We start from the raw sequence: 12,205 nt of genomic DNA, 5'->3' as shown, positions 1-12,205 counted from the left end.
CTATTCTGGTCTATGCTTGCTTCATAGGATTATGGGCAAGCGAAAGCCACCCGACCTCCAGACTTACCTTAGGTAAGCTGCGAAGCAGAAACGCCGGAATCCTTGGTTATTCTTTATCTGTCCTAAAATACTTTCGGGTTCAATCATTCATCTTACCGACAGCGAATATCCTTCCTCGCAGCTCAGTTTCTCCCTTGCTTGCTGCTTGTAGCGCATAATAACTCAGACTGACCATATCCAGCATCGGCGATGATCGTCGTATGATTGTAATGTGCGCGAACCGATAGTGGAGAGTAAATAAGTGTAAAAGTGCACCTGTTTTTAACAAACAAGATTGGAATGTTGCAAATAGGTGTACTAATACCTCTAATTGATCAGATTTGAAGAAAATTTGGTTAAATAAGTGCATTTCTGCACTTAGATGAAGATGCTGCAGGCGCTGCATCAGGGAAACATCCCCGTTTTCAAATGAAAGGACTTCAAATTCCACTGCATAGTGGAGCTTGAGGTCCTTTTTCTCGATGAAAATAAGTTCTAAGTAGTGCTCAAAAAATCGCAAAATGACTTTTGAGCCAGCCCCTTTTATAAAAGTCTGCTGATAACTTATGAGATGAGGCATTATATGTTATGAATATGATGTAAAGCAACGAAAACTAGATTCGTATTTTCCGAACTAGCTATTGCGTGGTGAAAATGTGTAAAATATGTAAGGCAGAGCGGTAATTATTGGTTATTGTAGATGAAATGAAGCCGCTAAGATGAGAGGGAGAGGGTCTATTCGTGAAAAAGTTTGCATCATTATTTCTATCATTAGCTCTACTATTTTCTTTCGTAACGAACATCCAAGCAGAGGCTAAGCCTATTTCAGTTTGGATAGACGGCGAGCAGGTACAGCTTGGTGAGAATCAACCTACGATGGAAAAGGGAACGATTCTTGTTCCGGCGAAGACGGTTCTTCAAAAGCTTGATTTCCAAGTAAATTGGGATCAGAAAAATAAAGTTATTTCAGGAAAGAAGCAAGGACTAACCCTTTTATTCCAAATCGACAACTTAGGGGCAATGGCTAACGAGACGGAAATTGGATTGCTTGCTGCGCCGAAGGTCGTTAAAGGAACTGTTTATATTCCTTTGCGTACGGTAAGTGAAGCAGCAGGTTACGAAATTACTTGGAATAAAGAGCAGCGCTCTGTTTCCCTTAAGGAGAATGAGCCAAGTAAAGGTTTCCTTTGGAAAGTAGAAAAGGACGGCAGCACCGTATATTTGCTGGGGTCGATACATATTGCGAACAAAGCGATGTACCCTTTGCGCTCTGAAATTCAAAAAGCTTATGATGCATCCGACTACTTGGTTGTAGAGGCTGATATTTCGAAGATGAATGATGAGAAGGTACAAAAGCAAGTGCTTGATTTAAGCGTATTGAAGGATAATACAACGCTTAAAGATCATATCTCAGCTGATTCTTACAAGAAGCTTGGCGAGATTTTGAAGGAGAACGGCTTACCGGAAAATACGCTGGATACCTATAAGCCTTGGAGCGTTTCGTCTACTGTGGATTATCTTAGCTCAGCAAAAGAAGGTTATGATTCAGGCATAGGGATTGATGCCCATTTCTTGCAGCAGTCGTTGGAGAACAAGAAGCCAATTCTAGAGCTGGAATCGATCGAATATCAGCTTAATATGTTCAATAATTTTTCAGACAAACTGCAAGAAGAAATGTTGAAAGGCTCTATTGAGAACTATTTTGCAGAAGTATCAGGGATTGAAGATCTTACGAAAATGTGGGTTACCGGAAATGAGGAGCAGCTGCTCGAGCTGACGAAATCAGCTTCGTCGAATGCGGAGCTTAATAAAGCGCTGCTTACTGACCGCAATGCTCCAATGGTTGAGAAAATAACGGGTTACTTGAATGACACGACAAAAAAAACCTATTTCGTAGTCGTAGGAGCTGCACATATGCTCGGCGAGAACGGTATCGTTCCACTGCTGGAGAAGAAAGGTTTTACTGTAGTTCGTCAATAGCAGCATGAAAGAGAGAAGGCAATCACGCAGTGAGCGTGATTGCCTTCTTTTTGTTCATGGTGTGATCAGCCGATATGCTGCTGCTGTTTATGTTTAAGCTCAACAAGCAGCGCGTGCAGCTGCTCTGTCGCTAGGCCATGCAGTACGAGTCGAAAGCCTGCTTTAAGCGTCGTGAGCGGCACCATGGGATGTTTGTTGTTGATAAGCGCCAGTCGGTCGTTGCTGCCGATAATTTTGGAAGCAAGGATGCCAATCGTTTCATCGAGCTGAAGGGAGTTTGTCGCACGCCAGAAGTCATTATCGGTTAGAAACATTTGATAGACAGGGGTGAAGCATTCAATGGCAGTCGTCAAATCCATAAAATTGGTCCAGCGATTAGGCATTTGCTCAATAGGCAGAGGTTCCGATGTGATGGCGTTAAAGTTAAGCCGGTCCTGCTTTGTAACCTCAATTCCTTTGTGACGCAGCTCGCGATTAAGATTGATGACGAAGTTGTATAAATTGAGATCGTGAATGAGAAAAAGATCATCTTTTACAGGTTCTAGATTGGTTGGTTTGAGCGGGTTCATCTCAATCTGAACGTCAGGCACATTATCACGAATGAAGCCAAGCACCTCAGAGCCAAGATAGAAGTGGCGCAAAATCATATAATTGGCATCAGGGCTTACGAAGGTTTTCATTCCGAAATGCAGGACGCGGTGCAGCAGCCGGGATGAGGTGAGTGCTTTAGGTACGATTATTTTGTAAACCTGAAGAACAATAATCATTAATCTCGCAAAAGGACGCAGTACGGGCAGCAGAAACTGCCGTGATCTGCTAGAGCAATCCTTAAGGTAGGCAGCCTTGGCCTCCTCATTAAAGGGAATGCTCTGATCCATAAAGATGGCTAGAAACGGATTGGGATCGTTTTTGTCATGCGGCATTTGATGAAAATAATCAGTTTTGCTCATACATTGCCCAGCTCCTCTAATTGCAGCAAGTATAAGCGCGCCGTCGTTTTTGCAGTTTTCACTATTCGTCCTGCAATCTCCGCAGTAAGCATCGGATGCTGGACGACTGCCTCGAGCCTCTCGAAGTGCTTCTCATCAGAGTCGCTATGATAAAGCAGGAACGACACTTCTTCATCGCTAAGCCCAAGCTGATCGCGAATCATTTCGCCCCAGTAGCGCGCCATGCGGCATCCAAGTCCCTCTATAATCCACATAGCGCCAATGAGATCAATGGGATTCTCGCGGCTAGCACGCTGGAACAAATAAGCAGACAATGCTTCACTGCCAATATTTTTTTCGCCTGATTGGATGTGCGCTAGGTCGCCTCCGATGGCGACGTAGTTGCGCTCAAGTATTTGAAAGTCACGATGCTCATCGCGCGCATGGGCTATGAATGTCGAACGGAGATCGATATGCTCAATCGCGATATATGAGGCTGCCCGCGCAATCCACTGCGAACCGTCAATGACCTGTTGGCGGATGTTTTCCATTAGCAGCTTGTAGTCATGAAGGGTGAACTTGTTGTTGTACAGCTTATGAATAACCGGGACATGAGCCAGCTTTTGCTCAAAATCAATCCAAACCTGTACGAGCTGCCTAACGAGCTGTGCTTGAACGTGGTCTGCTTCGTTATACTCGAGATGAGGTGCCTCAGGCTGCCTCTCTTCAAACACCGGCTCTGCGATATGTCCCACATCAGCTGTGTCGCCAACAACCGTCAACAGCATATAGGAGGTTTGGAATCGGCCGCTTTCCGGCACCATGCATAACACCAGCTCACCTGGCTTCAAATGGCCTTCGTTAAGCAGCTCCTCCAGCATGATGTAGATTGAAGCAGCACCGGTGTTGCCCTTCGTATATAAATTCGTAAACCATTTCTCCTCAGGAATGGTGAGTCCGCCAAGCTGCAGCAGCTTAAATATTTCGTCGCGGAAAAAATGAGATGAATAGTGGCATACCATCCAATCGATAGCGCTCGGTTCGATTTTGCCCTCATCTACCAGCTCGAAAAATCGATTAACCCCGACCTTAGGCATTTCATTAACGAGCCGAATATCTTGTTTGAGATTAAGGGCCCCGTCGTCAGCAGCTTCATGAATGGTGGCATAGTCAAGCCAGCTTTGCTGCTCGGCATTATCCTTGTTGGTTCCTGCATACATGCAGACATCGTATAGATTAGCGTAGGATTTGTTGTCGATCCATTCGATGCGCAGGGATAAACCGCTGGCGGCAGGTTGATGCTGAAGAACCGCTGCACCTGCTCCATCGGACAACATAAACCGAAGAAAGTCAGTGTCGAAAGGAATTGGATGATCGGCGACACCCTTTTGCGCTTCGAACCTCGTATTTTTGAATACGCGGCTCGGAAATTCACTGGCGCAGGAAATGGCGGTTTGCTGCTCTCCGGACTGCACACGCAGGAATGCGTTTTTCATCGCCTGCATACCGCTGGCGCAAACACCGTGATGTGTCGCAACCTCCATAACAGGCAGCTTCGTTTCGGCATGCACCATACTCGCGAAGCCGGGAACAAGCAAATCACCTTGGGTCGTACCGACAGCGAGAAATGCGATTTGATCGCTCAGTGCCGCTTGGTTGCGGGAGAGCGCATCTTGTATCGCAAGTCCGGCCATTTCTGCATTTGAATATAGACTCTCTTGTTCTTTGTTTATCGCATAATGCCGAAAGCGTATTTTGTTTTGATCAAGAATGCGCCGCATCGACTTGGAGCTTTTACCGTTTATTTTGCCGAGGTAATCCTCGATTTCATCATTGCCGATAGGGGAGCCGGGAAGAAATTTGCCAATGCTAGTTATATAGACGGGATTCATCAAGCACCTCCAAATAAGAAATATTTATAAGTCTTATGATCGGTTATGCAGCGTTTCAAGCCTAGTACTAACTTTATTTGGTACCGCAACTAAAGTAGGGCTTGAATATATGCATGATCGTCTTATATAATAAACGCATATCAAAACTGATGACTGACGGAGGTAACCCAGCCGATGAAGTAAGTACACGATTCCTGTAAACAACTTGTTTAAGTACAAGCGGCGTTCTCATTAGCGAGAACCGGTCAGGGATACGTGCGTCGATTTGGGGACTTATGAATAGTCAATCAGCAGCGATAGATACGAGATGTTTACCCGCTAACTAGCGGTGTGACGCATCGTTATTTTCGTTTACCTGATATTCCCCTGCGTATTCGACCGTGTGCCGCTGGCCACGGTTTTTTATTATGTTTTTTTGAAATGGGGAATGTTCAATGATGCTATTAAAAGTTAAACATGTGAACAAGGAATGGGACGGCAATATCCTGTTCGAAAATATAAATTTTGAAGTCAGAGAAGGCGAAAGGATGGCTCTGTTTGGACGCAATGGCGTGGGCAAAACGACGCTGCTGCAAGGATTGACAGGCAGAATCTCATTCGATGATGGTGAGGTGCAGCGGCTGCTTCCTCTTGCAGAGTGGGGCTGGCTCGACCAGCAGGCACAGATGAATTCCTCACTCAATCTGCTTGAATTCGTGCAGGCAGGGACAGAAGAATTGTTTCGATTAAAACGTTCGATGGTGGAGTTAACAAGGCGAATGCAAGAGGATGCAAGTGAGTCGCTGTTAAGCGAGTACAGTGAACTGTACGAACGTTATGCTCAGCTTGATGGCTATAGCTGGGAGATGAAGGTGGAGAGATGCTTAACGCAGTTAAGTTTTGATCCCTCGTTATGGCACTTATCATTTTCGCAGCTAAGCGGAGGTCAAAAGACGAAAGCACAATTAGCTGCGCTGATGGTAAGAGAGCCGAAGCTAGTTGTGCTGGATGAACCGACGAATCACTTGGATTCTTCGGCGCTGGATTGGTTGGAAGCATGGGTGCAGGATTACCCGGGAACGGTTATTTATGTGTCGCATGATCGTACGTTTATCGACCGGACAGCAACGACTGTTCTTGAGTTTGAGCGAGATGGATGCCGGCGCTATTCGGGCGGATACACGCAGTATAAGGCGCAGAAAGAGCTGGAGCTAAGGACGCAGGAGGCGCTGCACAAGAAGCAGGAGCTGGAGCGGGAGAAGCTGCTTGAGAGCATACGCATGTATGCCGAATGGTTCCAGCAGGCGCATAAGGCGGCGGGCCAAAATGATTTTCTTAGATCAAAATCTAAGAAAAACGTGTCGCGTCTGCATGCGAAGGAGTCTGCGCTTGAGCGTTTGAACAAGGATAAGGTGCAGAAGCCGCGCGAGGACTCACAGCTGCGAATGCAGCTGGAGTCGGGCGGGTTTGGAGCGACTACGCTGCTTCGGATGGAGGACGTTAGTTTTGCCTATGAGGGGCATAGGAGCGTTATAAGCAGGTTAAACCTCACCTTAGGTAGAGGTGATCGATTAGCTGTGCTTGGTCCGAATGGTGTAGGCAAGTCGACATTGTTAAAGCTTGCGACAGGGAGCTTGCTGCCTAGCTGGGGCAAGGTTAGCATTCATCCACAGGTGAAAATCGGATATTTCGAGCAGGAGCTTGATAAGCTCGACAATGAGATGACCATCCTTGACAGCTTATTGCTGCTGCCGGAGATGACGCAGTCGCATGCAAGGACGATTTTGGGCTGCTTCCTGTTTACGAAGGAGGACGTATTTAAGCGAATCGGGGACTTAAGCATGGGTGAGCGATGCCGAGTCGCATTCTTGAAGCTTTATTTTGGCAAAGCAAATCTGCTCGTGCTCGATGAACCGACGAACTATTTGGATATTAGCACGAGAGAGCAGGTCGAACAAGCGCTTCAGCATTATCCGGGCGCCGTTCTGCTTGTCACGCATGATCGCTATTTAATTCGCCAAGCGGCTAATCGACTGCTCGTACTCGATGGAAAAAGTGAACCAAGCTTGTTCCACGGATCGTATGAGGAATATATGTCTAAGGATCGAAGCCGGTTGCTTTCAGCGGATGAACAGGTAAGCCAAAATGAGCGGGAGATGCTGCAGCTGCGTTTAACGCAGCTTATGAGCTGCGCTGAGCCGGAAGATCCAGCGGAGCAGAAGCAATTGATGAATGAAATTCGCCAGCTGCGCGCGCAAATAAGTAGCTGATGGGCAGGCTGGAGGAAGGTGGATTTACAGCATGGTTAGGAGAAACATGGCGTTTATAGTCTTAGCGATGCTCATGCTGGCTGGATGTGCTGGTCAGGAGCAGGATAAAGTGCCGAAGCAAACTTCAGCTTCAGATGAACCCTATGACTATACGATTAATGAGATTGAGGATGTTATTGCAAGGTCCGGTGAAGTAACGAATAGCGAGAAATTAGATGCTTTTGTGAGCGGAGCTGTAGATCAGGTGCGAGTTGTACGTTTTATAACGGAAGGAAACCCGATTTTTTATAATCTTGCGTGGGCGGAGGATCAGATCGAGGTGCGTTACGATACATCACAGGATCAGTATGGATCATCAAGCGTAAAAACCTATTCATGTGACGGGTTGAAAAAAGAAGAATCGGGGCGCGCTTACGCCTATAAGCTAAGCGGCTGTGGCGCAGCCAATAAGCCGATAGATTTGTTGGACGTTCCGATTTAGGCAGGAGATATAAGGGAGGGGCTCTCCTTAAAGCAATCTCCGAATATACAGCCCCCACTTTCCACGTAATAATCTGAAAAAAAAGAACCTTCAAACTCACTTTCATAGTGGTTTTGAAGGTTCTTTTGCAAATACTATGGGATTCTCTTACTCAGATTTACCCTTTTAGGATATCCCCTTTTTTTGTTGCTTTGAAATAGTGAAGAGTAGTACGACTGGAATTTGAAAGTTTGAAATGCAATATATGGTTTACATCTATATGGATATAAATTACAGTATTTACAATGTGAATGATGGCAGATGTTGTGAATACGGATGGGTGAACATGGAAATGTGAAATTAAAGCTGGCAAGAGTGGAAAACGATATGTCGCAGGAGCAGCTGACTGAAGCGGTTGGTGCTACTAGGTAGACGGTCGCACACAATGAAGCTGGCAATTACAATCCGAGTATTCTTCTTTGTATCGCTATTTGCAAGACACTCGGCAAAACGTTAAACGATCTATTTTGGGAGGCGTCTTGATGAAGGTTTAGAAGCTCGGAGATAAACGGATCACGTCAGAAGTGCAAAAGTAGGGGCATCACGCGTTTGGCATTTTAGCTAACGAACTCCAGAGGCCTTATTTGCTGCTTAGCGTTCTATTTTTGAATCTAACGAACACAGCGAGCCTTATTTCTTGTAATTTCAATCATTTGGCTCTATTAAGGGCAGATAACGACACCTGAGTTCGTTAGAAATTAATATAGCCCTGATATTCAAGAATAACAACACCTGAGTTCGTTAGGATAAAGCATGAAACACAGATGGCTGAGGTAAGCCACCATGCTAGAATGCTTTGGACTAAAGCATTGAAATATTTTAGTAGAGATTGATAATTGAGTGTTGAGTAATATAAGCATTTACAATTATCGGAAGTATCTATAACGTTAATGATTTAACCATTACTCGGAGGTGAATGCGATCTTAAAGAAGAAAAAGGCAATATTTATCGTTGTAGCTATTGTAGTTGTTTTTACATGGATTCTTACCTTTCTATCTCCCGAGTGGACGATCCGCAGACATATACTAATGAGCTTGCAGCCTATCAATAGCTTGAAAGCGGATATTTCCACAACGAGCAGAGTCGATGAAAAGTACGGTCATTTATACAATGTGAACGGGTATATGCATTACCCTACGGGAGATGAGCTGGGAGCCGTTTATTTGAAGAAGCTGGGGCCGTTATGGTACGTAGCGAGCGTAGGGACGGGGCCGTGAGGTAGAGGAAAGGGGTTGTCCTATAAGCAATGACATCTGCTTATGGGACAACCCCTATTTTTAAAAGGACTGCAACCAACGTACGAGGCAATTGAAGCGTGGGATTATCGATTCACATCGACTTGAAGATTATGTTTTTTGAAAATGTGAATCATGGCGGTTTTGGCTTCCTCTTCATCTGGACCATGTATTTCAAGGTGGTAGGCATGGGTTTGGTACAAGATGATGCTAAGTCCAAGGATGCTTTTGACATCGATAAATTTGGAATCACTGGTGCGGAGAACGATGCTTGATTTAAAATCGGCCGCCATTTGATTAATATCAACGATAGCTCTGATTCCAGCTGTCACTTGGATAACCTCCGTTCCACTTTCTTGTTTATCTGTACTCCCGCGGTATTCTGCGTGCTACGCCTGTCTTGATCGCTGCTCTAATGACGAGATCACGAATGGCTTTCACAACGGCCTGATTGAAAACGCTTGGAATAATGTAGTGCTTGCTTCGTTCTTCATCCGAGATTGCGGATGCGATCGCCTCTGATGCCGCCAGCTTCATTTCCTCGTTAATCGTAGTAGCTCTGCAGTCCAGTGCCCCGCGGAAAATACCGGGGAAACACAGCACATTGTTAATCTGGTTCGGATAATCCGAACGTCCGGTGGCGATTACCCCTACAATATCCTCAACTTCCTCAGGCTTGATCTCAGGTGTTGGATTCGCCATGGCAAAGACGATAGGGTTTTCGGCCATCGCCATAACATCTTCGCGTCGCAGCAGTCCTCCAGCAGAAAGTCCAATGAATACATCGGCCCCTTGGATTACATCTCGTAAAGAGCCTTCAACGCGGTTCGGGTTGGTATGCTCGGCATACCAGTTCCACATGCGGTTATCATAGTCAGTTCCAGCGGTTATCGCGCCGTTCCGATCTACACCAATGATGTTTGTAGCGCCGGCGGATAAAAGAATTTTTGTGCAAGCGACGCCTGCTGCACCGATTCCGCAAACAACGACCTTAATGTCGTGAATGGGCTTATTTACAATTTTTAATGCATTGATTAGCGCTGCATACAATACAACTGCTGTACCATGCTGGTCATCATGAAATACAGGAATATCGAGCTCTTCACGCAATCTTTCTTCAATCTCAAAGCACCTCGGCGATGAAATATCCTCTAGGTTAATGCCGCCGAAGCCGGGAGCAATCGCCTTAATAGTTGCGATAATTTGCTCGGTATCTTGCGTATCAAGGCAGATAGGGAAGGAGTCTACGTCTGCCAGCTGCTTGAACAGCATAGATTTTCCTTCCATAACGGGCATAGCTGCATAGGGGCCAATATTGCCAAGCCCCAAGACAGCGCTGCCGTCCGAAATGACAGCAACCGTATTTCTCTTGATCGTTAATGTAAATGCTTTTCTTTGTTCTTCATGAATGGCTAAGCAGACGCGCGCAACATCGGGCGTATAAACACGAGAGAGATCGTCGCGGTTCTGAATAGGCGATTTCAGTTTAGTTTCGATTTTACCGCCAAGATGCAGCAGAAATGTTCTATCCGAAATATTCACTAGCTTGACCCCGTGCAGGTTCTTAATCATTTCGGTAATAATGTTAATATCGACTGTATCCGTGACGGTAATGGTAATATCTCTTATCGTCATATGCTGACTGGTCTGAATGACGTCAATGGCCACGATATCTCCACCGGCTTCGAAAATAGAGGATGCAACCTGTCCGAAATGTACCTCTTTCGTATTCATTTCGAGACGCAGTATGACACTTTTCCCACCTAGTTTATTGTTATCCATGGCTACCCCCATCAAATCTGTATTTTTTATCGTTCGTGATTAACCTTCTTCGTTAATGACAACCTCTTTCCCTCTCTTCTTTAGCAAAATAGGTATAATTAACCAGAGCGCTGCGATAATTAAGAAAACAAGCGACATCGGTTTTTGCAAGAAAATCATAAAATCTCCGTTAGATGTCGTTAAAGCTCTCCGCATATTGTTTTCAATCATAGGCCCAAGCACTAAACCAAGCACGAGTGGAGCTAGCGGATAATCATTTCGTACAAGAAAGAATCCTGCAATTCCACAGCCGAGCAGCAGCATCAAATCAAAAACTTGAGCCTGCACGGCATAAACGCCAAATATAGAAATCGCAATAATAATCGGTATCAAATATTTTGGCGGCGTTTGAATGATTTTCGCAAACACCTTCACGAGCGGCATATTGAGTACGAGTAAAATGAGATTTCCGATTAGCATGCTGGCAATTAACCCCCAAGCTACTTGCGGATGCTCCTCAAATAACAAAGGACCTGGCTGAATGTTATACATAATTAAAGCGCCCATCAATATAGCGGTTGTACCTGAACCAGGTATACCGAGTGTAAGTAAAGGAATCATAGCCCCGCCTGATGCAGCATTGTTCGCTGATTCAGGAGCAGCCACTCCTGCAATATTGCCTTTGCCAAAGGTTTCTGGATTTTTGCTTATTTTTTTCTCCAAAATATAACTGAAGAAAGAAGCTAAAGTCGCACCGGCACCCGGCAAAATACCAATAAAAAAGCCTAAAACCGAACCGCGGGCAATCGGTCCTGCACTATCCTTCAAATCCTTTTTTGTCGGCAGGATACGTTCAATTTTTGCTGCTTTACCGGCGGTGTAGTCTCTCTCCAAAATGGTTTTGAATACTTCTCCCAATGCAAATAGACCAACTGCTACTGTTAAAAACTCAAGGCCGGAATAAAGCAACGGCATGCCGAAAGTAAACCTTGCAACACCCGATACGGTATCCATCCCGATGGTTGCGAGCAGCAATCCGAATACGGTCATAATGAGGGCTTTCGTAATGGACTTTCCAGCCAAGCCGCTTACGGCGCATAGTCCAAGAAGCATTAAGGAGAAATAATCGGCAGGACCAAACTTTATCGCAACCTCTGACAGCGGTTCTGCTAATGCGATGAGCGCGATGACAGCAAATACTCCTGCAACGAAAGAACCGATTGCAGAGATGGATAAGGCAGCACCAGCTCTACCCTGTCTAGCCATTTGATAGCCGTCTAATGTTGTCACGACAGAGGAGGATTCCCCAGGTGTATTAAGCAGAATAGAGGTCGTTGATCCTCCGTACATCGCACCGTAATAAACGCCGGCCAAAAGTATGATAGAGCTTGTGGCCGCTGCTTCAGGAGCTAATCCGCCCGTCATTGATGCAGTTACAGGTATAAGCAAGGCGACACCGCTCATGGGTCCTATACCAGGCAATACCCCTACAGCCGTCCCTATCAATACGCCGATGAAAGCAAAGAGCAAGTTATGCCATTGAAAGGCGGTCGCAAAGCCGTCTGCGAGAAATTGTAGTGTATCCATTCATATGCCTCC

At 45.6% G+C, this 12,205-nt stretch carries 9 protein-coding genes and 2 pseudogenes; 5 read left to right on the top strand and 6 right to left on the bottom strand.

The features are described 5' to 3' along the window. Positions 1 to 10: 10 nt before the first annotated feature. A pseudogene (locus AB4Z45_RS23765) lies at positions 11 to 216 on the bottom strand (transposase); the annotation flags it as partial. A 564-nt stretch (positions 217 to 780) separates the two neighbouring features. On the opposite strand from AB4Z45_RS23765, the gene AB4Z45_RS23760 reads away from it, so the two are divergent. Further along, positions 781 to 2,019: a TraB/GumN family protein gene (locus AB4Z45_RS23760; protein WP_441912036.1), complete on the top strand. Its 1,239-nt coding sequence runs from the start codon at positions 781 to 783 to the stop codon at positions 2,017 to 2,019. A gap of 65 nt (positions 2,020 to 2,084) precedes the next feature. On the opposite strand, the gene AB4Z45_RS23755 is transcribed toward AB4Z45_RS23760, so the two are convergent. Together AB4Z45_RS23755 and AB4Z45_RS23750 are read right to left on the bottom strand one after the other, a co-directional pair. Beyond that, on the bottom strand, positions 2,085 to 2,969 hold the full coding sequence (locus tag AB4Z45_RS23755) for a DUF6999 family protein (RefSeq protein WP_441912034.1): 885 nt from the start codon (positions 2,967 to 2,969) through the stop codon (positions 2,085 to 2,087). Next, a complete protein-coding gene (locus AB4Z45_RS23750; protein ID WP_441912033.1) occupies positions 2,966 to 4,840 on the bottom strand; it encodes a 3-oxoacyl-[acyl-carrier-protein] synthase III C-terminal domain-containing protein in 1,875 nt (624 codons plus the stop codon). Before AB4Z45_RS23750 ends, AB4Z45_RS23755 begins: the two co-directional genes overlap by 4 nt. Positions 4,841 to 5,274: 434 nt before the next feature. On the opposite strand from AB4Z45_RS23750, the gene abc-f reads away from it, so the two are divergent. The 4 genes and pseudogenes from abc-f (at position 5,275) to AB4Z45_RS23730 (ending at position 8,827) form a co-directional block, all read left to right on the top strand. Beyond that, on the top strand, positions 5,275 to 7,089 hold the full coding sequence (gene abc-f / locus AB4Z45_RS23745; protein WP_441912032.1) for a ribosomal protection-like ABC-F family protein: 1,815 nt from the start codon (positions 5,275 to 5,277) through the stop codon (positions 7,087 to 7,089). A 31-nt stretch (positions 7,090 to 7,120) separates the two neighbouring features. Then, positions 7,121 to 7,570: a DUF4362 domain-containing protein gene (locus AB4Z45_RS23740; protein WP_441912030.1), complete on the top strand. Its 450-nt coding sequence runs from the start codon at positions 7,121 to 7,123 to the stop codon at positions 7,568 to 7,570. 315 nt (positions 7,571 to 7,885) lie between these two features. Beyond that, positions 7,886 to 8,092, top strand: a pseudogene (locus tag AB4Z45_RS23735) (helix-turn-helix transcriptional regulator). Positions 8,093 to 8,638: 546 nt separating this feature from the next. Next, positions 8,639 to 8,827 carry a hypothetical protein gene (locus AB4Z45_RS23730; protein ID WP_076267388.1) on the top strand — a complete coding sequence of 63 codons (189 nt, stop codon included), beginning with the start codon at positions 8,639 to 8,641 and terminating at the stop codon, positions 8,825 to 8,827. A 104-nt stretch (positions 8,828 to 8,931) separates the two neighbouring features. Here AB4Z45_RS23730 and AB4Z45_RS23725 read toward each other — a convergent pair whose 3' ends face one another. The 3 genes from AB4Z45_RS23725 to AB4Z45_RS23715 are packed head-to-tail and all read right to left on the bottom strand — an operon-like array spanning position 8,932 to position 12,193. After that, positions 8,932 to 9,177 (bottom strand): HPr family phosphocarrier protein, encoded by a 246-nt coding sequence (locus AB4Z45_RS23725; RefSeq protein WP_339205101.1) that lies wholly within the window; start codon positions 9,175 to 9,177, stop codon positions 8,932 to 8,934. 28 nt (positions 9,178 to 9,205) lie between these two features. Beyond that, positions 9,206 to 10,627 (bottom strand): NAD-dependent malic enzyme, encoded by a 1,422-nt coding sequence (locus tag AB4Z45_RS23720; RefSeq protein WP_441912028.1) that lies wholly within the window; start codon positions 10,625 to 10,627, stop codon positions 9,206 to 9,208. A 39-nt stretch (positions 10,628 to 10,666) separates the two neighbouring features. Next, complete coding sequence (locus AB4Z45_RS23715; RefSeq protein WP_441912027.1) at positions 10,667 to 12,193, bottom strand: tripartite tricarboxylate transporter permease; 1,527 nt, start codon at positions 12,191 to 12,193, stop codon at positions 10,667 to 10,669. Between the last annotated feature and the right edge of the window lie 12 nt (positions 12,194 to 12,205).

Origin of the sequence: Paenibacillus sp. MCAF9, assembly GCF_052114265.1 — a bacterium.
Taxonomy (GTDB): Bacteria; Bacillota; Bacilli; order Paenibacillales; family Paenibacillaceae; genus Pristimantibacillus.
This window is presented reverse-complemented; position numbering and strand designations above follow the sequence as displayed.

What these genes read in the sequence shown, in the direction of transcription:
- abc-f (WP_441912032.1), top strand. Translation starts at nt 5,275, where the DNA reads ATGATGCTATTAAAAGTTAAACATGTGAACAAGGAATGGGACGGCAAT.
- AB4Z45_RS23740 (WP_441912030.1), top strand. Translation starts at nt 7,121, where the DNA reads ATGGTTAGGAGAAACATGGCGTTTATAGTCTTAGCGATGCTCATGCTG.
- AB4Z45_RS23730 (WP_076267388.1), top strand. Translation starts at nt 8,639, where the DNA reads ATGAGCTTGCAGCCTATCAATAGCTTGAAAGCGGATATTTCCACAACG.
- AB4Z45_RS23720 (WP_441912028.1), bottom strand. Translation starts at nt 10,627, where the DNA reads ATGGATAACAATAAACTAGGTGGGAAAAGTGTCATACTGCGTCTCGAA.
- AB4Z45_RS23755 (WP_441912034.1), bottom strand. Translation starts at nt 2,969, where the DNA reads ATGAGCAAAACTGATTATTTTCATCAAATGCCGCATGACAAAAACGAT.
- AB4Z45_RS23750 (WP_441912033.1), bottom strand. Translation starts at nt 4,840, where the DNA reads ATGAATCCCGTCTATATAACTAGCATTGGCAAATTTCTTCCCGGCTCC.
- AB4Z45_RS23715 (WP_441912027.1), bottom strand. Translation starts at nt 12,193, where the DNA reads ATGGATACACTACAATTTCTCGCAGACGGCTTTGCGACCGCCTTTCAA.